Origin of the sequence: Myxococcus sp. AM010 (assembly GCF_013372585.1) — a bacterium.
GTDB classification, from domain to species: Bacteria; Myxococcota; Myxococcia; order Myxococcales; family Myxococcaceae; genus Myxococcus; species Myxococcus vastator.
Genome location: NZ_JABXEO010000107.1, coordinates 1 through 23,976, shown reverse-complemented (window position 1 = coordinate 23,976; position 23,976 = coordinate 1). Strand labels below are relative to the sequence as shown.

Annotated in this window: 19 protein-coding genes; 6 read left to right on the top strand and 13 right to left on the bottom strand. The window is 70.2% G+C overall.

Going from position 1 to position 23,976, the window contains the following annotated elements:
* Positions 1-322: DUF4476 domain-containing protein (locus tag HV826_RS32420; RefSeq protein WP_176420921.1), on the top strand; the 322-nt coding region annotated here is incomplete at its 5' end.
* A gap of 72 nt (positions 323-394) precedes the next feature.
* Here the strand turns inward: HV826_RS32420 and HV826_RS32415 are convergent.
* The 10 genes from HV826_RS32415 to HV826_RS32375 form a co-directional block, all read right to left on the bottom strand.
* Entirely contained in the window at positions 395-973 is a 579-nt protein-coding gene (locus HV826_RS32415) for a hemerythrin domain-containing protein (protein ID WP_176420920.1), read from the bottom strand.
* Between the two features lie 11 nt (positions 974-984).
* Complete coding sequence (hemN, locus tag HV826_RS32410) at positions 985-2,358, bottom strand: oxygen-independent coproporphyrinogen III oxidase (protein ID WP_176420919.1); 1,374 nt, start codon at positions 2,356-2,358, stop codon at positions 985-987.
* 633 nt (positions 2,359-2,991) lie between these two features.
* Positions 2,992-3,504 carry a hypothetical protein gene (locus tag HV826_RS37645; protein WP_255217526.1) on the bottom strand — a complete coding sequence of 171 codons (513 nt, stop codon included), beginning with the start codon at positions 3,502-3,504 and terminating at the stop codon, positions 2,992-2,994.
* A gap of 48 nt (positions 3,505-3,552) precedes the next feature.
* Complete coding sequence (locus tag HV826_RS37640) at positions 3,553-3,729, bottom strand: hypothetical protein (protein WP_255208430.1); 177 nt, start codon at positions 3,727-3,729, stop codon at positions 3,553-3,555.
* A gap of 400 nt (positions 3,730-4,129) precedes the next feature.
* Positions 4,130-5,554, bottom strand: coding sequence for a cytochrome c oxidase accessory protein CcoG (gene ccoG / locus HV826_RS32400; RefSeq protein WP_176420918.1), 1,425 nt, complete (start codon positions 5,552-5,554; stop codon positions 4,130-4,132).
* Positions 5,555-5,575: 21 nt separating this feature from the next.
* Positions 5,576-6,127, bottom strand: a complete 552-nt coding sequence (locus tag HV826_RS32395) for a c-type cytochrome (protein WP_176420917.1) — start codon at positions 6,125-6,127, stop codon at positions 5,576-5,578.
* Positions 6,117-6,299 (bottom strand): CcoQ/FixQ family Cbb3-type cytochrome c oxidase assembly chaperone, encoded by a 183-nt coding sequence (locus HV826_RS32390; protein ID WP_176420916.1) that lies wholly within the window; start codon positions 6,297-6,299, stop codon positions 6,117-6,119. Before HV826_RS32390 ends, HV826_RS32395 begins: the two co-directional genes overlap by 11 nt.
* On the bottom strand, positions 6,299-8,680 hold the full coding sequence (ccoN, locus tag HV826_RS32385; protein ID WP_176420915.1) for a cytochrome-c oxidase, cbb3-type subunit I: 2,382 nt from the start codon (positions 8,678-8,680) through the stop codon (positions 6,299-6,301). Before ccoN ends, HV826_RS32390 begins: the two co-directional genes overlap by 1 nt.
* A gap of 4 nt (positions 8,681-8,684) precedes the next feature.
* Positions 8,685-8,876, bottom strand: a complete 192-nt coding sequence (locus tag HV826_RS32380) for a cytochrome oxidase (RefSeq protein WP_176420914.1) — start codon at positions 8,874-8,876, stop codon at positions 8,685-8,687.
* Entirely contained in the window at positions 8,873-11,329 is a 2,457-nt protein-coding gene (locus HV826_RS32375) for a heavy metal translocating P-type ATPase (RefSeq protein ID WP_176420913.1), read from the bottom strand. Before HV826_RS32375 ends, HV826_RS32380 begins: the two co-directional genes overlap by 4 nt.
* Before the next feature lie 49 nt (positions 11,330-11,378).
* On the opposite strand from HV826_RS32375, the gene HV826_RS32370 reads away from it, so the two are divergent.
* Together HV826_RS32370 and HV826_RS32365 are read left to right on the top strand one after the other, a co-directional pair.
* Entirely contained in the window at positions 11,379-12,098 is a 720-nt protein-coding gene (locus tag HV826_RS32370; protein ID WP_176420912.1) for a sulfite exporter TauE/SafE family protein, read from the top strand.
* Positions 12,099-12,146: 48 nt separating this feature from the next.
* Entirely contained in the window at positions 12,147-13,448 is a 1,302-nt protein-coding gene (locus HV826_RS32365; protein ID WP_176420911.1) for a DUF2254 domain-containing protein, read from the top strand.
* Between the two features lie 15 nt (positions 13,449-13,463).
* Here the strand turns inward: HV826_RS32365 and HV826_RS32360 are convergent, their stop codons facing one another.
* From HV826_RS32360 to HV826_RS32350, 3 genes are all read right to left on the bottom strand, one after another.
* Positions 13,464-14,120, bottom strand: a complete 657-nt coding sequence (locus HV826_RS32360) for a TrkA family potassium uptake protein (protein ID WP_176420910.1) — start codon at positions 14,118-14,120, stop codon at positions 13,464-13,466.
* A gap of 9 nt (positions 14,121-14,129) precedes the next feature.
* Positions 14,130-15,536 carry a TrkH family potassium uptake protein gene (locus HV826_RS32355; protein WP_368671047.1) on the bottom strand — a complete coding sequence of 469 codons (1,407 nt, stop codon included), beginning with the start codon at positions 15,534-15,536 and terminating at the stop codon, positions 14,130-14,132.
* 82 nt (positions 15,537-15,618) lie between these two features.
* Positions 15,619-16,260, bottom strand: coding sequence for a TetR/AcrR family transcriptional regulator (locus HV826_RS32350; protein ID WP_368671046.1), 642 nt, complete (start codon positions 16,258-16,260; stop codon positions 15,619-15,621).
* 165 nt (positions 16,261-16,425) lie between these two features.
* Between HV826_RS32350 and HV826_RS32345 the strand changes: the two genes are divergently transcribed.
* The 3 genes from HV826_RS32345 to HV826_RS32335 all read left to right on the top strand — a co-directional run.
* The gene (locus HV826_RS32345) at positions 16,426-17,079 is read left to right on the top strand and encodes a hemolysin III family protein (RefSeq protein ID WP_176420924.1); all 654 of its coding nucleotides are present in this window, start codon (positions 16,426-16,428) and stop codon (positions 17,077-17,079) included.
* Between the two features lie 82 nt (positions 17,080-17,161).
* Positions 17,162-18,073, top strand: a complete 912-nt coding sequence (locus tag HV826_RS32340; protein WP_176420922.1) for an alpha/beta fold hydrolase — start codon at positions 17,162-17,164, stop codon at positions 18,071-18,073.
* Between the two features lie 360 nt (positions 18,074-18,433).
* A partial coding sequence (locus HV826_RS32335) for an SDR family NAD(P)-dependent oxidoreductase (RefSeq protein ID WP_255217525.1) occupies positions 18,434-23,976 on the top strand: 5,543 nt, incomplete at its 3' end.

The following is a 23,976-nucleotide window of genomic DNA, read 5'->3' as shown; positions in this document are numbered from 1 at the left end:
GCCCCCGCCGCCCCCGCCACCGCAGCCGGTGGTGCGGCCCATCTCGGACAACGAGCTGCGCCGCATCAACGACTCCATCTCCCGGCAGACCTTCGCCGAGGACAAGATGCGTGTGCTCGTCTCGGCGGCCCAGCACCACTACTTCCTGGTCTCCCAGGTGGGTCAGCTGCTGAGCCACTTCCAGTTCACCCAGGACAAGCTGGCCGTGGTGCGCGAGCTGCGGCCGTACATCCTGGACCCGCGGAACGGCCACACGCTCTACAGCTACTTCTCCTTCTCCAGCGACAAGAAGCGGCTGGATGAGATTCTCGCGCAGCACTGAGCCGCGCGGGCTGTCAGACAGGCAGCAGACTCCGGGCGTCGCGGGAAGTGCTCCCGCGGCGCCCGTCGCATTCTAGAACGAGCACACCGCTCCACGCGGGAAGAGGCGGCCCGCCGGGATGGGCATGAAGGCGCGCTCCATGGCCTCCGCGGCCTCCGCCAGCGAGCCATGCGACGCTTCGATTCGGGCGAAGCGCGTCCGCATCCGGTCCAGGATTTCCGCGGGCAACAGCCGCCGCGCCATGGGAAACACCTGCGCCTCCTCCACCCCGGTGTGCCCCCGGTACAGCCGCAGCCAGTCGTCGGCCGCGTCGAGCATGCGCACGGGGTCTGTCCCCCCTCCGCGCAGCATCGTCTCCGCCGCGCAGAGCATGGCCACCGCATGCTCGCTGCCGGTGCCGTGCTCGCCGGACACCTGGGCCAGCAGCCCGGGCGCCAGCGGCAGCCGGTGCGCCACCATCGTCTGGAAGAGCACCATCTCCTTCGCGTGGTGGCTGCCGTCCACGAAGGTGAGGAAGAAGTTCGCGGCGCGCAGGAAGAGCGAGGCCGAGACGAACTCCCCTTCGCGGCCCTTCGTCACCGCCCGCTCCAGGACCTCCAGCACGCGCTGGATGTGGCGGTGCTCCTGGCTCAACACGTCCAATGCATCCATGACCGACCCCTTCACACCGTGCGGGAAAAGCGGGGACGCTCCGTCCCCGCGAGATACGCGTCGAACACCATGGCCACGTTGCGGACGAAGAGCCGCCCCAGGGGCGTCAGCGCCAACTGCGCGCCGGTGCGCGTCACCAGGCCGTCGTCCTCGAACGCGCGCAGCCGCTCCAGCTCCCGCGCGAAGTAGTCGGCGCCGTCCGCCCCCAAATCCACCCAGAAGTTGCACATGAGCCGGGTGATGACCGCGCGGCGCCGCTGGTCGTCCGCCGTCAGCGACAGGCCCCGCTCCGTGGCCAGGCAGCCCTGGGAGACGCGCTCGTAGTAGCGCGGCAGCGCGCGGACGTTCTGCGCATATGCGCCGTCCACGTCGCTGATGCCGGTGCTGCCAATGGCCACCACGTCCGAGGCGGCCTTGACGGTGTAGCCCTGGAAGTTGCGGCCCAGCCGGCGCTCGGCCTGCGCGCGCGCCAGCTCGTCCTCGGGCACCGCGAAGTGGTCCATGCCAATGGGCCGGTAGCCCGCGGAGACGAACGCCGCGTAGGCGGAGCGGAACAACTCCAGCTTGGCGCGCCCGCTCGGAAGGGCCTCCGCGGGCATGCGCCGCTGGTGCTTCAGCACGTCGGGCATGAACGCGAAGGAGTAGACGGCCAGCCGGTCCGGCCGCATCGCCAACACCGTGTCCAGCGTGCGGGCCCACCCTTCGGCGTCCTGGTGGGGCAGGCCGTAGATGAGGTCGAAGTTCACGCCCTTGAAGCCCAGCAGCCGGGCGTGCTCCAGCAGCGCCCGCGTCTCTTCCGGGGACTGGAGGCGGTTGGTGACCTGCTGCACGCGCGCGTCGAAGTCCTGCAGGCCCATGGACACGCGGTTGAAGCCCAGGCTCCGCAGCAGCGTGAGCTGGCCGGGCGTCGTCACGGCCGGGTGGATTTCGATGGCCACCTCCGCGTCCTGCGCGATGCGGAAGCGGCGGGTGAGCGCCGTCCACAGCCGCTCGAGCTGCCGCTCATCCAGGAAGGTGGGCGTGCCTCCGCCCCAGTGAATCTGGGACACCGAGCGCCGCGCGCCGAGCCGCTGCACCACCAGGTCCAGCTCCAGCTCCAAGTGGTCGAGGTACAGGTCCGCCGCGGCCCGGTCCCGGCTGATGACGACGTTGCAGCCGCAGTACCAGCAGAGGCTGCGGCAGAAGGGCAGGTGCACGTAGAGCGACAGTGGCTCGGCGCTCACCCGGGTGCCCGCTTGCTGGAGCCGCTCCACCAGGTGCTCCGGACCGAAGTCCTGCCGCCACGCCGGCGCCGTGGGGTAGCTGGTGTAGCGAGGGCCGGAGACGTCATACCGGCGAAGCAGGGCTTCGGGCGGCGTGGGGACTTCCTGGCGGAGGGGCTCCATCTCACCGCTTCGCCCCTTCCAAGCCTCGTGCCAGGAGTTCCCTGGAGGGACTTCGGGCGGCACATAGAACAAGAAGTGCAAGCCTTGCGGCAGGGGCTGTGCTCGGTGCAAACGCTGCGGGTCAAGGCCCGAGTCGTGTGTAGTGGCCTCGGTGAAAGGCGGCTCCTTGGCGGCATCATGCAGCGGCGGTGTTCATCCCGGGTCCAGCGCCCAGGTTCCATTTTCCCAGTTCGTCAGGGTCTGCCAATGGGATGACGTTCTGCGTATTATGAAGCGCATGGGGACCGACCCGTGAGACATTGCCCGGCGTCTGCTCGACGATGTGGTGCCACTGCTTGCCTGGTCCCGCCGAGCCCAGGGCGCTCTTGAGGCCACTGGACGAGCCCCAGGACCTGAAGCTGGCTGGAGTGCCTCCCGCTGCGACTCCTCTCCGGCCCTGGGCCGTCATGGCAATCGCTGTGGCAGGTAGGGAGACGACGACGGTGCTGCCTTCAACGGCGACCACGCTCACCTGTCCTATGTGCGCCAAGTGGATGCCTGCCTGTGCGACCCCTGCGACCGCAGCATCCGTGAAGTGGGGCAACATCGACAGCCGCGAGGCCAACCATGCAGCGCCCCCGGTCATGCCATGGCTCACCACCACGGTGACCGCGAGGATGAAGACGCGCGCCACCTCGGGCCTACTCGGTTGGCGAAGCGATGGCCGGCCTGTTCCAATTCCACCCAGGTGGTGGCCCAGTCCGTGGCCGTCTTCAGTTCCCGGCTCGCGTCCACCACCTCCAGGAACGTCTCCAATCCCAGGTAGATGAGCAGGACCGCGGAGACGATGGCCGCCGCCTTGGTGAACACCGGCTCGGGATTAGCTGCCAGGACGGTCCAGGTGATGAGGCCCGTTGCGATGACGGTGTAGAAGAGCTGGGGTGCCAGGGTCTTCTCCACCGACCGGGCGATGCGCTCCTTGAGTGGCTCCAGCGACAGGCCCAGGGCGACTCCCAGCTTGTCCCACGCGCCCAGGCCCAGCCCGTCGTCGAGCAGGGAGAGGCAGTGGTCCCTGCGCTGGCCTGGCTCACAGAGACCGCCAAAGCTCTTGCGCATCAAGCGCTGCCAGCGGGTGTCCGCACTGTTGCCCGGGTGGGAGGCGCGCACCAGCCCGCCTTGCCGCGGAGCACGGAGCGTCAGGGGCACCTCCCGCAGCTAGCGAGCCAGTGCCTCCTCGAATACTTCCGCGTCCACCTTCACGGACGTGTTCGAGGAGGACGGCCTGTACTCCAGGGGCGGCCCCTGCCCCGTGTCGAGGCGGATGACACGCGGCGTGGCGCACGCATTGAGTAGGGTGAGGAGCAGGACCGTGACGCCCAGACGGCTTGCCATGAGACGCTTTCCGGATCGAGGAGGGCTTCAATCTACGGAAAGGTCGTCCCAAAGACGATGACGTCCCGTCCGTCCTCGTCGCCCTGCTGCGAAGGGAGTGCTGCGCTGCCTCTGCACCACGGTACAGCTCGGTTCAAAACCCGGTTGCGCTGGTCACGACGGGGGCCGGCGAGAACTTTCGGCACATCGAGTCCACGGGACAGTCCCATCCCGAAGCTCAAGTCCTTGACGTCACGGAACGCCTCTTCGCACGAGAAGCGCTGGAGTCTCTTGGCGTGGCCGATGACCCGAGTCCACTCGGCCGCCAGACGCCTTCCAGCAGATGCAAAGCCTCACAAGCAGCCTCCATCCCCAGCCATGACTGCTCTCGATGCGTACGCTTCAGTCAGCATCCATATGACTAAGGGCGGATATCGGGAATGGCAGGCCCCAGGAACCGGGCCTCCATGCGCTTCACCTCACCGGAGGCCGCGTCCGCCACCTCGACGGTGAAGTGGAACGGCAGCTCCGTACGGCTCCGGTCCACGGTGATGAACAGCGGCACCCGGAAGCTCTCCAGCGAGCCGAGCGTCACCTGCGCCTGCGGCACCACCACCTGCGCGGGCACGGGGCTGTCCACGCGGAGGGTGAGCACCGTCTCGGAGGGGTTCTTGTTCACCAGGTGCAGCTCGAACTGGTTGCGCACCGTGCCCTGCTCGACGACGTAGGGCATGCCCTGGAAGCGCAGCAGGTTCGCCTCGAAGGGCACGCGCCGCACGAGGCTCAGCGTGAGGCCCGCCACCGCCACCAGCATCAACGCGCCGTAGAGGAACAGCCGGGGCCGGAGCACCCGCCGCGGCTGTCCGTCCAATCCGTTGAGCGAGTCATAACGGATGAGTCCTCGCGGCCGGCCCAGCTTGTCCATGACGCCGTCGCACGCATCCACGCACTGCGCGCACGCCAGGCAGTCCATCTGCAAGCCATTGCGGATGTCGATGCCCGTGGGGCACACGGCCACGCACCTGAAGCAGTCCACGCAGTCGCCGCGCGGCGGCGCCGTGGCACCAGGAGGCACCTTGAGCATCCGGCCCCGAGGCTCTCCGCGCCGCGTGTCATAGCCGACGATGAGCGAGTCCCCATCCTGCATCGCGGACTGGAGCCGGCCATAGGGACACACCACCACGCAGAGCTGCTCACGGAACCACGCGAAGTTGAAGTACAGCGCGCCCGTCACGGCCATGGCCCAGGCGAAGGCCACCGGCGAGGCCACCGGGCCCTCGGACACCATCGCGACGAGCCCACCCGCCGAGACAAAGAGGCTCAACGCCGCGTGCGAGATGAGCATCGACACAGCCGCGTATGCGCCATGCTTGAGCACCGCCCGCAGCACCCGCGCGGGTGTCCAGGGCTCCCGAGCCACCTTCAGCCGCCGCTCCCGGGGCCCATCGAAGAGCCGTTCAATCGGGCGATACAGCGCCTCCAGGAACACCGTCTGGGGACACGCCCAGCCGCACCACACGCGCCCCAGCCACGCGGTGAAGAACAGCAGGCCGAAGCCCACCGACGTCAGCAGGAACAGGACGCGCCAGAAGTCCTGCGCGTTGTACGTGCCACCAAACAGATAGAAGCGGCGCGCCGCCACGTCCAGGTGCACCGCCGGGTGGCCCCCCACCTCCACCAGTGGCAGGGCCAGATAGACGGCGATGAGGACCGCGAAGCCCACCCGCCGCCGGGTGATGAACCGGCCGCGCACGTCCGCCGGGTGGAGCGCCAGCCGCGAGCCATCCGCGTGGATGGACGTGAGCTGGTCGATGCGCGGGCCATCCCGCCGCGGTTCCGCAGACATGGGCTGCTTCCTCTCCGTGAGCTACGGCTGCTCGGGCTCGCCCTGCGGCGCCTTGCCGCCGGGCGCGTCGGTGCCCTTGAGCGTGAGCAGGTAGGCGGTGACGGCCTTGACGCGCTCGGCCCCCAAGGTGCGCTCCCACGCGGGCATGCCCTTGGCCACCACGCCGTCCGCCACGACCTTGTGGATGGCCATGGGGCCGCCACCGTGCATCCAGTACGCGTCCGTCAGGTTGGGGCCGATGAGCCCCTGGCCCTGCGCGCCGTGACAGGCCGCGCAGTTCGCCTGGAACACCTGCTTGCCACTCTCCAGGGAGGCCAAATCCCTGGCCAGCGCGAGCAGCATGTCGTCGGACGCCGGGGTGTTCCCGGACGCGCGCTTCGCCACCGCCGCGGACTCGGCGGCGTACTCACCGAGCTGTCCGGGCCCCGCCTCTGCGATGTGGTACCAGAACCAGTAGCCCGCGCTGAAGACGATGGACGTCCAGAGGATGAACAGCCACCAGTTGGGCAGGTGGTTGTCGTGCTCCTCGATGCCGTCATAGACGGAGTGCAACAGCGACTTGTCACTGCTCATGGCCGCCCTCCCCCTGCTCGCTCAATGGCATCCGCGCGAGCGTGTCGAAGTCCCCGCTGCGCCGCGCCACGAACACCCAGGCGACGACGCCGAGGAACACCGCGATGAACAGGACCAGGGCGAAGAGGGGCAGCTCGGTGAGCGACATCCCCTGATAGAATTGCTTGTACATCAGCGGCCCTCCTCACTGGCGATGGTGGCGGCGGGCAGACGCGCCGCCGGCGCGGGCGACTTCTCCGGCGGAGCGGGCAGGTCCTGCGGCCCACGGCCCAGGCGCTGGAGGTAGGAGATGATGGCCACCATCTCCGAATCCCACGCCACCTGGACGCCCTGCGCCGCCAGGTCCGCGGTGATGCCCTCCGCCTGCGACTTCTGGCGCGCCTCGGCGCCGTCCACGTCCGCGTTGGAGTACGGCACGCCCAGCCGCTGCATCAGCGCCAGCTTCTTCGGCGCGTCCTTCACGACGATGCGCTGCTCGGCCAGCCACGGGTACGGCGGCATGTTGGAGCCGGGGCTCGTCGCCCTGGGGTCCATCATGTGCGTGTAGTGCCAGAGGTTCGGGTACTTGCCGCCCAGCCGGTGCAGGTCCGGCCCCGTGCGCTTGCTGCCCCACTGGAAGGGGTGGTCGTAGATGAACTCCTCCGCGCGGGACACGTCGCCGTAGCGCTGCGTCTCCGCCACGAAGGGGCGAATCATCTGCGAGTGGCAGGTGTAGCAGCCCTCGCGGACGTAGAGGTCACGGCCCTGGAGCTCCAGCGGCGAGTACGGCTCCTGCGCCTGACCGTGCGCCGGCACCGCCTGCTTGAGCATGATGGTGGGCAGCAGCTCCGCCACACCGCCAATCAGGATGGCGATGAGCGTGAGCACCGTGAAGGCCAGCGGCCGGCCCTCGATGAGCCCGAACCACGACGGCCGGCCTGCTTCACGGTCCCTGCGGGTGACAATCCAGGCGAACTCGCCCAGCACCATGATGGCGCCCAGGAGCACCACCGCGCGCACCGGCTTCGCCCACCCGAGGAACATCGTCACGGTGAGGATGGCGATGGCGAACACCAGCGGCCGGCCGGTGACGACCTGCACCCAGCCGGGCGCCGGGGCCCTGGCGGGCGCGGCGACGGGCGCGGGGGCGGGCGGCTCCACGACGATGGTCGCCTCTCCGTCCACGGCCTTGCCGGCGCGGGCCGTCTTCCACAGGTTCCACGCCATCATGATGAAGCCCACCAGGTACATGGACCCGCCGGCGAAGCGGACGATGTACATGGGCCGGATGGCCAGCAGCGTCTCCACGAAGTTCGGGTAGAGCAGCGTGCCGTCGGGGTTCGCCGCGCGCCACATGAGGCCCTGCGTGACGCCGCTGATCCACATGGAGACCATGTAGAGGAGGATGCCCACCGTCCCGAGCCAGAAGTGCGCGTCCGCCGCCTTGGGCGAGTGCAGCTTCGTGCCGTACAGCCTGGGCACCAGCCAGTAGAACATGCCGGCCGCCATGAAGCCGTTCCACCCCAGCGCGCCGCTGTGGACGTGGCCGACAATCCAGTCCGTGTAGTGGCCCAGCGCGCTCACCGACTTGATGGACAACAGCGGCCCCTCGAAGGTGGCCATGCCGTAGAAGGTGACGCCCGCGATGAGGAACTTGAGGACGGGGTCCTCGCGCAGCTTGTACCAGGCGCCCTTCAGCGTGAGCAGGCCGTTGAGCATGCCGCCCCACGACGGCGCCCACAGCATGACGCTGAAAATCATGCCCAGCGACTGCGCCCAGTCCGGCAGCGCCGTGTAGAGCAGGTGGTGCGGACCGGCCCAGATGTAGATGAAGACCAGGGCCCAGAAGTGGATGATGGACAGCCGGTACGAATACACCGGCCGCTCCGCCGCCTTGGGCAGGAAGTAATACATGATGCCCAGGATGGGCGTGGTGAGGAAGAAGGCGACGGCGTTGTGGCCGTACCACCACTGCACCAGCGCGTCCTGGACGCCCGCGAAGACGGAGTAGCTCTTCACCCCCGACAGCGGCAGCGCCAGGCTGTTGACGATGTGCAGCACCGCCACCGTGACGATGGTCGCGATGTAGAACCAGATGGCGACGTAGAGGTTCTTCTCGTGGCGCCTGGCCAGCGTCCAGAAGAAGTTGATGGCGAAGACGACCCAGATGACGGTGATGGCCACGTCGATGGGCCACTCCAGCTCCGCGTACTCCTTGGAGGTGGTGATGCCCAGGGGCAGCGACACCGCCGCCGCGACGATGATGAGCTGCCAGCCCCAGAAGTGGATTTTCGACAGCAGGTCCGACGCCATGCGCGTCTTCAACAGCCGCTGCGTGGAGTAGTAGATGCCCGCGAACATCATGTTGCCCACGAAGGCGAAGATGACCGCGTTCGTGTGCAGCGGGCGCAGGCGGGAGTACGTCGTATAGGGGATGCCCAGATTCGCCTGCCACCAGGCGAGCTGACTGGCCACCAGCGCCCCTACCGCCATGCCCACGATGCCGAACAGCACCGACGCGATGATGAAGCGCCGGACCGTGGTGTCGTCATAGATGATTCGTTGCTGATGCACGGCTTCACTCCTGGGAAGCGGAGGACGGGGGCTCGGGAGCACGCGGCGCCGGAGCGGCGCTGTCGTCTTCGAGCGGGAAGAGCGCGAGCCGGTCGGCGTGCTCGTGGTCCCGGTGGCGCACGCTGTAGACGAACAGCAGCACCGAGCTGGCGACGAGCATCAGGCTCACGAAGACCTGGAGGACGAGGACGTTCATGCCGGCACCTCCCGCAGCGGCGGCGTGGGCGTGGCGACGGCGCGCTCGCGTGAGGCGGACAGCCACCACACGGTGAAGAGCACGGTGGCCAGACTGGTCGCGGGCATGGCCACGGCGGCGCGCAGCGGCGTCATCCAGCCGGCCAGGCACACGGAGACGGCGACCACATTGTAGCCCACCGCCAGCACCAGCAGCTGGCGCACCACCTGGCGCAGCCGGGCCGACAATCGCAGTGCCTCGCGGATGGCGCCCAGACCTTCGCCCAGGAGGAAGAAGTCGCTCTTGCCCGGTATCACCGGCCGGTCGATGGCGGGCGTTCCCGCGCAGAGGGCTCGCTCGAAGGCGAGGCTGTCGTTGACGCCGTCCCCCAGGTACAGCGTGTCCGCCGCGTCCAGCTTCGCGACGGCCTCGGCCTTGTCCTCCGGGTGCTGGCCGCTCAGGGTGTGCTGGGTGGGGATGCCCAGCGCGGCGGCCAGCTCATTCACGCGGCCCTGGCTGTCCCCGGAGATGAGCCACACCTCGCGGCCCTCGTCCTGGAGCGCCTGGACCTCGCGGCGCGCGTCGGGACGTACCGACTCCCGGAGCTGGAAGAAGGCCACCGGCACGCCGTCCCGCGTGAGCACCGGCCCCGCCGCGAGCCCCGAACCGGACAGGAGGACCTCCACGCGCGACGTGTCCACCCTCCGCGACTCGGTGGCCCAGTCCGCGCGGCCCAGCCGCCAGCGCACGCCGTCTCGGTTCAACTCCAATCCCTGGCCCGCGAGCTCCGCCACACGCGCCTCCGGGTCGAAGCGCGCGCCCTCCCGGAGCAGCGCGGCTGCCAGGCACCGGCTGGCGGGGTGGTTGCTGCGCGACACCAGGTCGAAGGCGAGGTCTCGCGACGCGGGCGCCAACCCCGCCACGGCGGCGCGGTCCACCAGCTCCAGCCGCCCCAACGTCAGCGTCCCCGTCTTGTCGAAGAGCACCTTTCGCACGCGCGGCAGCCGGTCCAGCAGGTCCGTGCTCCGGATGAAGAAGCCGCCGCGGCGCAGGTGCGCCTGGACCAGCTCGTAGGCCAGCGGCGTGGCGATGCCGATGGCGCACGGGCACGTCACCACCAGCAGCGCCACCGCCACCTCCAGCGCCTTGTCCGGCCCGGCGGGCCACCACAGCGCGAGCCCCAACGCGGAGACGAAGAGCACCGTGACGACCCAGCGGCGCGACACGCGGTCCCAGAAGCGGGTGTGCACCGCATGTCCACCCGCCACCGTGGGCGCGCGACGGAGCAACGCCACCAGCGGCGAGTCCGTGAAGGCCTGCTTCGCCTGGACACGCACGGCCTCGCGCCCGGCGTTGAACGCGCCCGCGGGCAGCGCGCCGCCCTGCCCCACCGCGCGCTCGCCGGGCTCGCCCGTCATCCAATCCGTGGACACGCGGGCGCCCGAATCGAGCAACACCGCGTCCACGGGCACCAGGTCCCCCGGCGCAATCACCAGCACGTCGCCGTCGGCCACCTCGGCGGCGCGCACGGTGGCGAGCCGTGCGCCCTCCTCCCTGCGCACGAAGAGCCCCTCCGCCCCGTCGTCATCCAGCAGGAAGCGCCGGTTGCGCTCCAGCACGCGCTGCTGGAGCCACCGCCCCACCAGCATCAGCGTGACAAACGTGTTGAGCGTGTCGAAGTACGCCAGGTCGCCGCGCCCTCCGCGCGCCTGCGCCAGCGACATGCCGAACACCAGCAGGATGCCCAGGGCGATGGGCAGGTCCAGATGCAACACGCCGCGCCGCAAGCCCTGGAGCGCGGAGCGGAAGAAGGGCCAGCCTCCCACCACCACGACAGCCGACGACAGCCACAGGCTCAGCCGCGTGAAGAGGCGGAAGACCTCGCCATCCTCCGGCGTGAGCCCCACGTAGAAGCTCACCGAGAACAACATCACGTTCATCGACAGCGCGGCGCAGATGCCCAGGCGGATGGGCAGGTCCAGGCTCGTGCGCTCCGGGCGCTTGCGGCTGGGTCCGAAGCGGTAGCCAAAGCCCTCCACGTCGCGCAGGAACTCCGCCACATCGAAGGCGCCGCGCCGCCACAGCACCCGCGCCTTGCCCAGGGCCGGGTCCACCGTCAGGCCCGCCCCGCCCGGCTGCCGGCGGAACAGCTCGTTCATCAGCCACACGCACGCGGCGCAGTGGATGCCCTGCACGTCCAGCTCGAGCGCACACAGGGGACCCGGAATGGCCTCGGCGCGGCTGACGAGCGGCTCCAGCCACGCGAACGCGCGTTCCTTGCGCAACTCAGGCGCGGGCGCCGTCTTTCCTTGCGCGAGCTGGTAGTAGCGCGTGAGCCCCTGCTCCACGAGCAGGCCGTGCACGGCCTCGCACCCCACGCAGCAGAAGTCGCGCGCCGCGCTCCCGGGAGGAACGGGACTGCCGCAGTGGAGACAGGCGGCCGGAGCAGGCTCCGATGGCGTGGAGGCAGGCATTCACGATGTCACCTTGCGAACGGCATGCCTGTTGCGATGCACCGCGTTCATGTCGCTCGAACCGGCCGCGCTCGCCTCGCTGCTGCACACCCCTGGCCCCACCCCCACCGTCATCGCCGGAGCACTGGGCGCCTTCGTGGTGGGGCTCACGGGGAGCGTGCATTGCCTCCTCATGTGCGGACCGCTGGCCTGCGCGGGCCTGCCCGGCGTTCCAGGCCCGGAGCGGCGCAGGGCCGTCGCCGCCTACCAGGGAGCGCGCCTGGGCGCCTATGCCCTCGTGGGCGGCGCACTGGGCATGCTGGGCGGAGGCGTCACCCAGGCGCTGGCCGTCTCTACCCGGCCCTACCTGCCGTGGTTGATGGCCGCGGCCCTCATCGCGTCCGCGCTGGAGTTGGGCAAGCGCCTGCGCCCGCTGCCGGGCATGGCGAACCTCGCGCGGCAGGTGACGCGCTGGGGCGCAAAGTTTTCGTGGACGGGCCGCGCGAGCGCAATGGGTGCGGTGACGCCGCTGCTGCCCTGCGGTCTGCTCTACGGCGTCTTCGCGGTGGCGCTGGCCAGCGGCTCGTTCCTGGGTGGCGCGCTGGTGCTGGGCGCCTTCGCGCTCGGCGGCCTGCCTGCCCTGCTGGGCGCGCAGCTCCAGGCGTCCTTGTGGAAGCAGTGTCCGAAGCAGGTCTCCTTCGTGCTGCGACGGGCGGTGCCGCTGGTGGCGGCGGCGGTGCTCATCTACCGGGCAGTGAGCGTGAATCCCAGCGGCGCCAGTTGTCATTGAGCGGGGCGCATGCCCAGCTTCTGTCCGGGGGCACGCCCGACAGCCATCATGAAGCTAAGCCTCACACCCTTCGCCGAGCGCCTGGCCACCAGCTACTGGCTCGTCCCGGCACTCTGCGTGTTCGCCTCCATCGGCCTGTCGCAGCTCGCCCAGGCGATAGACGCCCGCCTGCCGCAGCACGAGCAGACCTGGTACCTCTTCCAGGGCGGCCCCGAGGGTGCGCGCTCCGTGCTCTCCGCGGTGGCGTCGTCGATGATGACGTTCGCCGGCCTCGTCTTCTCCGTCACCATCCTGGTGCTCCAGCAAGCCAGCAACCAGTTCTCGCCCCGAATCCTGCGCACCTTCCTCCGGGATCGGAAGAGCCAGCTGTCCCTCGGCATCTTCGTGGGGACCTTTGTCTACGCACTGCTGGCGATGCGCAGCGTGCGGGGCACCTCGGAGAACCTGGAAATCGAGAGCCATGTCCCGTCGCTCTCCGTCTGGCTCGCTGTCGTGTTCGTGCTGATCAGCGTGGGCACCTTCATCTTCTTCATCCACCACGTGGCCCAGTCCATCCGCGCCGTGGTCATCCTCGGGCGGATTCGCGACGAGACGTGCGAGACGATGGAGCGCATGTACCCGGAGGGCGTCGGCCATGACGCAGAGGATGCTCCGCTGGAGCGCCCCCAGGGCATGCCCTCCCTCGTGGTGCCCCATGCGGGCCGCTCCGGGGTGCTCGTCACCCTGGACGAGGAGCAGTTGTTGCGGTGCGCCCAGCGGGCCGAGGTCACGATGGTGGTGGTGCCGATGATGGGCGACTTCGTGCCCCATGGCAGCGCGCTCTTCGAAGTGTGGGGTGACGCCGGGTCGCTCGACCTGCCAAGCGCGCTGGCCTCGGTCCAGATTGGCCGCGAGCGCACCCTCCAGCAGGACACGGCCTTCGGGTTCCGCCAGCTCGTCGACATCGCGGAGCGCGCCCTCTCTCCTGGCACCAACGACCCGTCCACGGCCGTCCAGGCCATTGACCAGCTCCATGACCTGCTGCGCAGGCTGGTCCTCCGGCGCTTCCCCAGCCTCCGCCGGCTGGACGACCAGGGCGTCCCGCGGCTCATCTGCCCGCGCCCTGACTTCAACGACTACGTGCGGCTTTCGATGGATGAGATTCGCGAATATGGAGAGGGCTCCATCCAGGTGGCCCGCCGCCTGCGCTTCCTGCTGGAGGACCTGCTGCGCGTGGCGCCGGACTTCCGCCGCGCGGAGCTGGAGCGCCAGCGCGCGCTGCTCGACGCCAACGTCACCCGGGGCTTCGCGGATGCGCGGGTCGCGGAGGAGGCCCGGCGCGCCGGGCCCCAGGGCCATGGGCCGCGCTGAGCCGAACCACCAACGTCAGCGCAGCGAGGCCACCGCCTCGAGCGCGGAGGGCTCACCCGCGACGAGCAGCGCGTCAGACGGGGTGAGCAGCCGGTCCGGGTCCGGCACCGGGAGCATGCGGTCCTGGAGCACGTCGTGCACGGCCACCACGTGTACGCGGTAGCGCTGCGGCAGGGCCAGTGCGCGCAGGCTCTTGCCATACCACTCCTCCGGCACGGGCATCTCCTGCAGCCCGAACTCCGGCCCCAGTTGCACGTACTGCAGGAGCCGGCCACTGGTGATGCGGCTGGCCAGTCCCAGGGCGCTCTCCCGCTCGGGGAAGATGCTCTCGGTGGCCCCCAGCGCGTTCGCGATGCGCGCGTGGTCATCCGAGCGGACCTTCACGTAGATGTCCTCGATGCCCGTGTCTCGCAGGGCGAGCAGCGCGAGGATGCTGGCTGAGAGGTCCTCTCCCGTGGAGACGATGGCGGCGTCCGCCCCTCGCGCGCCCACTTCCTCCAATACCTGGCGCTGCGTGGCGTCTCCCACCATGGCCTTGGACACGCGCGAGCCCAGGGCGTCGACCACCGCCGGGCGTGGGTCGATGGCGATGACGTCATGCCCCTGCTCATGCAGGCGCGCGGCGATGACCGAGCCGAAGTTGCCCAGACCCACCACGATGATGCGCTTCATCCGTGCTCCTTAACCAACGATGAGGTCCTCTTGCGCGGGGCGCACGTGCCGCAGGTGCGTCCGGGCGCGCAGGCTGAGGGCCGCGAAGAAGGACAGCGGCCCCAGCCTCCCCACGAACATCAGCCCGATGACTTGCAGCTTGCCCGCCACGCTCAGGGAGGGCGACACGTCCATGGTCAGCCCCACCGTACAGAAGGCGCTGACCACCTCGAAGAACACGGGCAGGAAGCTGGCGCGCGCGGCCTGCACCGACTCCGCCCCGCGCGCCTCCGTGAAGGTGAGCACGAAGACGGCGGCGGTCATCAGCCCGAAGGCGATGAGGGCCAGCGACACGGTGCGCTCGATGGTGCCCTCCGGGATGGCGCGGCCATGCAGCTCCGCGTGCCGGCGACCCCGGATGCGCGTGAAGGCGAGCGCGGCCAGCACCGCCAGCGTCGTCGTCTTCAGGCCTCCGGCCGTGGAGCCAGGGCTGCCGCCCACCACCATCAGCAGGATGGTGAAGAAGCCGCTCGCGTTGCTCACCTCGGAGTAGCTCACGCTGTTGAAGCCCGCCGTGCGCGCCGTGGCGGACATGAACCAGGCGTTGGCCACCCGGTCCACGTAGCCCAGGGGCGCCAGCGTCCCCCGCCACTCGAAGAGCGCGAAGAGCACGGTGCCGCCCACCAGCAACACCCCGGTGACGAGCAGCGCCGCGAAGGTGTGCACGCTCATCCGCCGCGAGCGCTGGTCCCGGCTGCGCCACCAGCGCAGCGCCTCCTCGCTGGACAGGTAGCCCAGGCTCCCCAGGATGATGAGGAGGGAGATGACCAGGAGCGTGAGAGGCGCCCGGTTGAAGCCCACCATCGAATCACTGAACGTGGAGAACCCGGCGTTGCAGAAGGCGCTGACCGAGTGGAAGACGGCGTGCCAGGCCGCCTCCTTCCAGCCGAACCGCGGCAGCCACAGCAGCCACAGCAGCAGCGCCCCCAGCGCCTCCACCCCCAGGGTGAAGCGAGCGACGCGCAGCGTCAGGGACAGCACGTTCTCCCGGTGCGTGTAGTCAATGGGCGCGCCGACGATGACCTCGCTGCGGAGGGACAGCCGCCGGCCCAACGCGCCGATGACGAGCGTGGTGAGGGTGACGAGCCCCAGCCCACCCAACTGGATGAAGACGAGCAGCCACAGCTGCCCCCAGCGGGTGAAGGCCGTCGCGGTGTCCACCACGGCGAGCCCCGTCACGCACACCGCGCTGGTCATGGTGAAGAGCGCGTCGAGGAAGCCCAGGCGCGGGCCCGTGTACAGCGCCGGGAGCCAGAGCAGCCCCGCTGTCCCCACCGCGATGAGGACCGCGAAGGAGAGCGCCAGCAGCATCGCCGGGGAGATGGAGAACCAGCGCAGCCAGAGCCAACGGAAGGGGGAACGAAGGAATGAGTCCACGGAGCAATGCGGACCATCCTCCAAGTCGGAGGATTCCACCAGTTTCCCACGCGCGGCCCCTGGGCGGGCCGCGCGGCGGCCCTCACCCGCCGCGTCGCTTCGGGGCTCGCCGCCCACTCGAAGCCGCCGGCGCCTTCGGCAGGTGCCGCAGCCCCATCCACCCGAGCGCCGCGACGTGGCGCGCGACATGGTCAATGGAGAAGGAGCGCCCGTCCTCCGCCCACCACTGCCCCACCTGCGTCACCATGCCCACCAGCGCGTTCGCGTAGATGGGCGCGAGCTTGGGGTCGTAGCCGGCGTGCTCGAACTCGCTCTTGAAGATGTCCGAGACCCGCAGCGCCAGGTCGTCGATGACGCGCGTCAGGCCCCGCCGTCCAGCCGCCAGCGGTGAGTCGCGCGTCATCACCGCGAAGCCCGCGGGCTCCGCCTTGGCGTAGGTCATGAAGGCCAGCACCGCCCGCTCGAACCGCTCGCGAGGCGTGCCCGTGGCGATGCTCTCCGATACGCGCGTCACCAGGTCATCCATCTCCCGGTCCACGATGGCCGCGTAGAGCCCCTCCTTCGCGCCGAAGTGCTCGTAGACGATGGGCTTCGACACGCCCGCCTGGTGGGCCACCTCCTCGATGGAGGTCGCTTCGTAGCCCTTCGAGGCGAACACGCCTCGCCCCACCGCCATCAACTGGGCCCGGCGGTCAGCACCCGACAGTCGCTTCTTCGTCGCCACGTTGACCTCGAACCTACCCAACAGTAACTTACCCAACCGTAACCTGCCAACTGGAAACTCTCCGGTGGAGTTGGAGCCCCTCATGTATCCCGTCTCTCACCGAGCCGTCCTGCCCGACGCAGCCGCGCTCAACGTCCTCGCCGTCCTCGAAGCGCGGGTCCGGTCCTGAGCGCCCAGGTCGCGGAGAAGCCGAAGCTGCGCGGCGTCCTGCATCAGTTCGCCGCCCCGGGTGCGCTGGGGGCGGGCCTGGTGCTCGTCTCGATGGCGCCGACGGACCGGGCCGCGGCTGCGGCGGCGGTGTTCGCCTTCAGCCTGGTGGTGTTGTTCGCGGTCAGCGCGACCTACCACCGGGTGAACTGGTCCACGCGTGGGAGGACGTGGATGCGGCGCATGGACCACGCCTCCATCTTCATCCTCATCGCGGGCACCTACACGCCCGTCGCGCTGCTGGGCATCTCCGGGGCCGCGGGCGACGGCCTGCTGCTCCTCATCTGGGCGGGCGCGCTCGCCGGAGTCCTCCAGTCGCTGTTCTGGATACAGGCGCCCAAGGTGGTGACGGCGGCGCTGGCCGTCGCGGTCGGCTGGACGCTGGTGCCCTACTTCGATGAAGCCCGGCAGGCCCTCACGGGCAGCGACCTGACGCTCATCCTCGCGGGAGGCGTCGCCTACACGGCGGGCGCCGTCGCGTATGCCCTGAAGCGGCCGAACCTCCTGCCCGGCGTCTTCGGCTACCACGAGGTGTTCCACGCATTGACGCTGGTCGGCGCGGGGCTCCACTTCACCGTCGTCCTGCGGCTCGTCCGCGCCGCGACGGAGTAGGCGAAGCGACGCCAGGCCTGGGGCGGATTGACTGGAATCTGGCGCTAGCATCAGATTCTCGTCATGGAGCGAAGGTGCCGTGATGCGGGATGACGCCCGGCCCTCCACCGCCGCGCCAGCCTCGACGGAGGTCGTCCGGATTCCCGCCCGGGACGGGCTTCCCCTGGCCGCGACGGTGTACCCGGGGCGCCAGGACAATGGTGTCGTCATCCAAATCAACCCCGCGACGGCCGTGCCACGCAGGTACTACGACGCCTTCGCCCGGTTCCTCGCGGGCCGGGGCTTCACCGTCGTCACGTATGACTACCGGACCATGGGGGACTCGGTCGTCGACGCGTCCCTGCGCAACCAGGCCCGCTTCCAGGACTGGGGCGAGCTGGACACGCCCGCCGTCCTGGACTGGGTGACGGCGCGGTTTCCCTCGCACCGGCTCGCTGTCGTGGGGCACTCCGCGGGCGGACAGATGCTGGGGCTGGCGGAGAATGCCTCGCGCATCCAGGCCGTGCTGCTGATTGGCTCACAGCACGGCTGGTGGCGGCACTGGCCGCTCCGTCAGGCGCTGCCCCTGGCGGCCATCTGGTACGTCGCGCTGCCCGTCTCCGTCGCGTTGCTGGGCTACTTCCCGGGCCGCATCGTGGGCTCGGCGGACCTGCCGGGAGGCATCGCGAAGCAGTGGGCGCGCTGGTGCCGCAATCCCCACTACGTCTCCGACGACAGCGGCGCGCCCCTGCGGCCGTACAATGACCGCGTCCGGGCGCGGCTGCGGCTCTACAGCTTCTCCGACGACACCATCGCGCCAGAGGCCGCCGCGCGAGCGTTGCTCGACACCTACCCGAACGCGACGCGTGAGCACCTGCACCGCACGCCCGCGGAGCTCGGGATGAAGCGAGTCGGCCACTTCGGCTGGTTCCGCTCCAGCACGCCCGAGGCCGTCTGGGTGGAGGCGGCGGACTGGCTCGAGCTGGCCGCCCAGGCCCCACCCGCCCTTCGGTAGCCGCCACGCGCGGCCCAACCTCCGTCTCCGAGCCCACGACGGATGCACCGCTCCTGGCGGAGCCCGGTGGACGGGGCAGCCTCAAATCACAGTCAAATGTAACTCAAAATGTCACACACTCTCTTTGCGCATGAGAATGTAACTCACAATGTCACACGCAATCCCGACATAACAAGATCTCTTTGAAAAACATAGATACGCAAACATGAAGCAAATGAACACGGACTGTTGAAACAGAGACTTCAACATGTATCATCCGTATCAACCGTGAAGCCTCCGAGACGAGAGTTCGAGTGCAGCACCACGGTCGTCCATGAAGATCCACTTGTCAGGGATCACCGTGTCCACGGCGTTCGAATCATGCCAGGCGTCGTCTTCCTCGACCTGGCGCTCCGCGCTCTGAAGGCGCAGGGATTTGATACGACCGCGCTGGAGCTGCGAAACATCCTGTTCATCGAGCCTGTCGCCACCTCGGAACGGGCCGGCAGGAGGATTCGCCTGTGTTTCACGCCCCAGGAGACCGGGACGACGCGCTGGCAGGTGGTGGCGACCAGTTGGCCCGTGTCCGCCACAGGTGAGTCCCTGGGAGCGCCGACCGAGAACTTCCGCTGCGAGGTCCACGGCGCCGACGCGCCCCTCGAAGGGCGGCTCGACATCGCCCACCTGCGGCGCCACGCCGAGCGGATCTCGGACGTGGATGACGCCTATGCGTATGCGCGCGGCGCGGCCATCGAACACCTCGATTTCATGAAGGGGCAGGGCCAGCTCTACTTCCATGAGCGCGAGGTGCTGGGGGCGCTGCACCTGAGTGACGCCGCGCTCGAGCACCTGGAGGACTTCCACCTCCACCCCGTCTTCCTGGACAGCGCCACCCTGCTGCCCTTCCTCTACATGCAGCAGCGGCCAGAGCTGGCGCTCCAGCCCTTCATTCCCATCCACATCGAGTCGTTCCGCGCGGGCCACTCGCCGGGTGAGCGCGTGTTCGTTCACGTGCGCCAGGACAGCACCGGGCTGGTGGCGGACGACCTCTTCCACAGTGACCTCGACTTCTACGCGCCCGATGGCCAGCGCATCGCGGCCATGCGCAAGCTGTCCACCAAGCGCATCCGCTCCGAAGGCCTGATTTCGCGGCTGCAGGCGCCCCAGCGCGGCGAGCCCGCGCGGGCCGCCGCGGAGCAACCCGCCGCTCCCGCGCCCTCCGTGCTCGACTACCTGCGCGGCCTGCTCGCCACGGAGTTGCAGGTCGCCGCCGACGCGCTCGACGACTCGGAGAACTTCTATTCGCAGGGGTTGGATTCGGCGCACCTGCTGCGGCTCGTGCGGCGGCTCGAGCAGGACCTCGACGTCAAGCTCTACCCCACGCTGCTGTTCGAGCACAGCACCCCGCGGGAGCTGGCGGACTACCTCGAAAAGCACCACGGAGCGCAGACGTCGAGGCTGCTCGCGTCGCCCGCGACGAAGGGGGCCTCGCCGCCTCCGGCCGTAGCCGCGGCGCCCTCCCCTGCCCCCTCCGCTCGCGTCTCCCAGGACGAGCCCATCGCCATCATCGGGCTGTCGGGCCGTTACCCCCGGGCCGAGGACCTGGAGGCGTTCTGGGAGAACCTCCGCGCCGGGAAGGACTGCATCACCGAGGTTCCTCCGGAGCGCTGGGAGCACGCACCCTGGTTCGACCCGTCCGCCAGCCGTCCGGGAACCACGCAGAGCCGGTGGGGGGGCTTCCTTCAAGGCATTGACCGGTTCGATGCCCGGCTCTTCAACCTGTCGCCGCGGGAAGCGGAGCTCATGGACCCGCAGGAGCGGCTGTTCCTGGAGACGTCCTGGCAGGCGCTCGAAGACGCGGGCTACGCGGGACGCGCCCTGCGCGGCCGCAAGGTGGGCGTGTTCGTGGGCGTGATGTGGGGGCAGTACGCGCTGCTCGGCCTGGAGGAAACCCTCCAGGGCAACCCGCTCTCGCCGTCCTCGTTCGCCGCCTCCATCGCCAACCGGGTCTCCTTCTTCTTTGACTTCCGTGGACCCAGCCTGGCCCTGGACACGATGTGCTCTTCCTCGCTGACGGCGCTGCATCTGGCCTGCGAGAGCCTGCGGCGAGAGGAGTGCGAACAGGCGCTGGTTGGCGGCGTCAACCTCATGCTGCACCCCAGCAAGTACGTGCTCCTGAGCGAGCTCCGGATGCTTGCCCAGGATGGGCGGTGCCGCGCGTTTGGCGAGGGGGGCAGCGGCTACGTCCCAGGCGAGGGCGTAGGCGCCGTCCTGCTCAAGCCCCTGTCCCGGGCGGAGACGGACGGGGATTACATCCACGGCGTCATCCGCGCGACCGTGGTCAATCACGGAGGCCGCGCCAACGGCTACACAGTGCCCGACCCCGACGCGCAGGCCACGCTCATCACCGAGGCGCTGGAGCGCTCGGGCGTGGAGCCACAGACGCTCGGGTACATCGAGGCCCATGGGACGGGGACGAGCCTGGGCGACCCCATCGAGATTTCCGGCCTGGGCAAGGCCTTCCAGCGGAGGACGGCGCCGGGCTGGCGCTGCGCCATCGGCTCGGTGAAGTCGAACGTCGGGCACCTGGAGGCCGCCGCGGGCATGGCCGGGCTGACCAAGGTCCTGCTCCAGATGCGGCACCAGCAACTGGCCCCTTCGCTCCACGCGCAGCGGCTCAATGCGTTCATTGACTTCCAGGCCACGCCCTTCCGCGTGCAGCAGGAGCTGAGCGACTGGCCCGCCCCCACGGGCGTCGAGGGACACCGCCTCCCCAGGCGAGCGGGGCTGAGCTCCTTTGGCGCGGGCGGCGCCAACGCCCACGTCATTGTCGAGGAGCACCTGCCGCCGAAGTCTCCGCCCGCGGCGCATGAGCGCCCCCGGCTCGTGGTGCTGTCGGCGCGCGCGGAGGAGCAGCTCCGTCCGTACGCGGAGCGAATCCTCCGCTTCCTCGACCGGCAAGCCGCGCCGGAGGCGACGGGGCCCGCGGTGAGCCTCGCGCGGCTCGCCTACTCGCTCCAGACGCGCAACGAGGCCATGGCGGCGCGGCTGGCCCTGGTCGCCACCAGCCAGGACGACCTGCGTGAGCAGCTGCGACGCTTCCTGGACGGACAGGCCCATCCCGACACCTGCTTCCAGGGACGGCTCCGGGCCGAACAGTCCCGGGTGAAGGTGTCGCCCCAGGGTGAGGATGTCCCGGCGCTCAGGGCGCTGGCGGCCCGCTGGGTGGAGGGCGCGGACATCGACTGGGCGGAGCTCTACCCCCAGGGCGTACCGGGGCGGTTCCCGCTGCCGACCTATCCCTTCGCCCACCGCTCGTACTGGCTGCCCAGGACGACGCCCGCGGCCACGACGCAGCCGCCGACGCGCCTGCATCCCTTGCTGGGACACAACACCTCCACGCTGGAGGCCGTGCGCTTCACCACGACCTTCCCTTCGACAACGCCGCTCCTCGCGGACCACCGCGTGGGTGGGCGCGAAGTCCTCCCTGGCGTCGCGTGCCTGGAGATGGCGCTGGGCGCGGCGCGGCTGGCCGGCGCCGGGCCTGTCAGCGCCCTGCGCGACATCACCTGGGCCAGTCCCGTGATGCTCGCCCCTGGGGCCGCTGCGCTCGAGGTCTCCCTCACGCTCCAGCAGGACGGCGCCCCCCTGGGCTTTCGCCTCGTCGGCGCGGACGGCACGCTCCACGCGCAGGGACGGCTGCAGCGCCAGGAAGCCACGCCGAAGCCTCCCCTCCGACAGGAGCCCGAGGCCCTCCGGGCGCGCTGCCCGCGGGTGCTGTCCTCGCGGGACTGCTACGCGCTCCTGAGCGCACGCGGGCTCGAGTACGGCGAGAGCCTGCGCCCGCTTCAGCAGCTCCACGTGGGCCAGGACGAGGCGCTGGCCACGCTGCGGCAGCCTGGCGCCGCGGCCCCGTCACCCGACGTCGTGCTCCCACCGGTCCTCCTCGACGGCGCGCTCCAGGCCGTGGTGGGCCTTTTGTCAAACGGAGAGCAAGAGGGGGGCGCTGCGTCCTGGCTGCCCTTCTCCCTGGGCGCGGTCCACCTCCATCAGCCCGTGCCCCTGGAGTGCCTCGTCCATGTCACGCGCACGGGGCGGCGCAAGGACGTGGAGACCTTCGACCTCTGCCTCACCGACGTGACGGGGCAGGTGCTCGTCCGCCTGGAGGACTTCCGCGTCCGGGAGGTCCCTGGGCAGAAGCAGCAGGCCCCCACCCGCGTCCTGGGCGAGCGCTGGGTGCCCGAGCCCCTGGAAGGCGCCGCCTCCGAGCCCGGGGGGCCGCTGCTGGTCTTCGACCACGACGCTCTTTTGCGCGATGCGCTCCGGCGCCTGGTCTCCGGGCCCGTGTTCCTCGTGAAGCCGGGGTCGGGCTTCCGTGCGGCCGGCGACGGCGTCTACGAAGTCGACCCCGCGCGGGTCGAGGACGTCGAGCGCCTGCTCCAGGCCCTCCGGCAGGGAGGGGGGCTCCCCGCCCGCGCCATCCACGCCTGGGCCCGTCACCCGCCCCTGGAGCTCGCCGCACAGCACCTGGACACGGCGCTCGCGCAAGGCATCCACGCGCTGACGGCCTTCACCCAGGCGTGGCTGAAGGCACGGCCCGTGCCGTCCCTCCGGCTGCTGTGCGTCTACCAGGGACCGGCGAGCGCCGCGCCCCAGCACGGCGCGCTCTCGGGGTTCTGCAAGTCCATCAACCGGGAGCACCGCGCGCTGCGCTACCGGACCGTGGAGCTGTCCCAGGCGCCAGCCGTCTCCGCGGCCCTGCTGCTCCAGGAGTTGTCACCTCCCGAGGCGCCGGATGACGAGGTCCGCATCGGCGCGGAGGGCCGCGCGCGCCTGTGCCGGACCCGCCTGTCGCCGCTCGCCGTCCCGGACGACGCGCCGCTCTTGAGGGAGCGTGGCGTCTACCTCATCACGGGAGGCCGCGGCGGGCTGGGCCTGCTCTTCGCGCGGTGGCTGGCCCGGCGGGTCCGGGCGCGGCTCGTGCTGGCCGGGCGCGCGCCCGAGGACGACACCGTGCGCGACCAGCTCCGGGAGCTGTCCAGCCTGGGCGCCGAGGCCGTGTACCGGCAGGCGGATGTCTCGCGGGCAGACGCGGTGGAAGCGCTCGTGAGCGAGGCCGTGGGCCGCTTCGGCGCCCTCCACGGCATCATCCACTCGGCGGGGGTGCTGCGCGACGCCATGGTCGCCCAGAAGCGCGGCGAGGACATCGCGTCGGTCCTCCAGCCCAAGCTCCTGGGCGCGCTCCACCTGGACGCGGCGACCCGGCACCTGCCGCTCGACTTCTTCGTCCTGTTCTCCTCCCTGGCGGGCGTCATCGGCAACGTGGGGCAGACGGACTACGCCTTCGCCAATCGCTTCCTCGACCACTTCGCCCGGGGGCGCCTGGAGCAGGTGCGGCGGGGCCAGCGCCACGGGCGCTCGTTGTCCATCACCTGGCCCCTGTGGCGCGAGGGCGGCATGCACGTGGACGCCCAGATTGAGGCGCACCTGCTGCACACGCTGGGCATGAAGCCACTGAGCACCCGCGAGGGGCTCGACTTCTTCGTGCGGGCGCTGCACGCCACCGAGCCGGTGATGGCCATCGTCGAAGGCGACGTCGAGCACATCGACCGCGCCTTCGATGTGAGGACGGCGCCCGTCACGCCGGACGTCACGAACGACCTCCTCGCGACCATCGCCGAGGTCCTCGAGGTGCGGCGGGAAGACGTGGACCTCGACGCGAGCCTCGAGGACCATGGCTTCGACGCGACCTCCCTGGCCGAGCTCGCCGCCCGGCTGGCGCCGCGGCTGACGCGCGCCCCGAGCCCGCGCGAGCTCGTTGAGCACGCCTCCGTGCGCGCGCTCTGTCAGTCCCTGGCCCCAGCGGTCCCCTGCACGGCGCCCGCCCCGCCACTTCCCGCCACGCGGCCCCTCGGGGAAGCCCC

Excerpts from the sequence above, each read along its gene's own strand:
- HV826_RS32415 (WP_176420920.1), bottom strand. The coding sequence starts at position 973 with ATGGATGCATTGGACGTGTTGAGCCAGGAGCACCGCCACATCCAGCGC.
- hemN (WP_176420919.1), bottom strand. The coding sequence starts at position 2,358 with ATGGAGCCCCTCCGCCAGGAAGTCCCCACGCCGCCCGAAGCCCTGCTT.
- HV826_RS37640 (WP_255208430.1), bottom strand. The coding sequence starts at position 3,729 with ATGGCAAGCCGTCTGGGCGTCACGGTCCTGCTCCTCACCCTACTCAAT.
- ccoG (WP_176420918.1), bottom strand. The coding sequence starts at position 5,554 with ATGTCTGCGGAACCGCGGCGGGATGGCCCGCGCATCGACCAGCTCACG.
- HV826_RS32395 (WP_176420917.1), bottom strand. The coding sequence starts at position 6,127 with ATGAGCAGTGACAAGTCGCTGTTGCACTCCGTCTATGACGGCATCGAG.
- HV826_RS32390 (WP_176420916.1), bottom strand. The coding sequence starts at position 6,299 with ATGTACAAGCAATTCTATCAGGGGATGTCGCTCACCGAGCTGCCCCTC.
- HV826_RS32380 (WP_176420914.1), bottom strand. The coding sequence starts at position 8,876 with ATGAACGTCCTCGTCCTCCAGGTCTTCGTGAGCCTGATGCTCGTCGCC.
- HV826_RS32375 (WP_176420913.1), bottom strand. The coding sequence starts at position 11,329 with ATGCCTGCCTCCACGCCATCGGAGCCTGCTCCGGCCGCCTGTCTCCAC.
- HV826_RS32370 (WP_176420912.1), top strand. The coding sequence starts at position 11,379 with ATGTCGCTCGAACCGGCCGCGCTCGCCTCGCTGCTGCACACCCCTGGC.
- HV826_RS32365 (WP_176420911.1), top strand. The coding sequence starts at position 12,147 with ATGAAGCTAAGCCTCACACCCTTCGCCGAGCGCCTGGCCACCAGCTAC.
- HV826_RS32360 (WP_176420910.1), bottom strand. The coding sequence starts at position 14,120 with ATGAAGCGCATCATCGTGGTGGGTCTGGGCAACTTCGGCTCGGTCATC.
- HV826_RS32340 (WP_176420922.1), top strand. The coding sequence starts at position 17,162 with ATGCGGGATGACGCCCGGCCCTCCACCGCCGCGCCAGCCTCGACGGAG.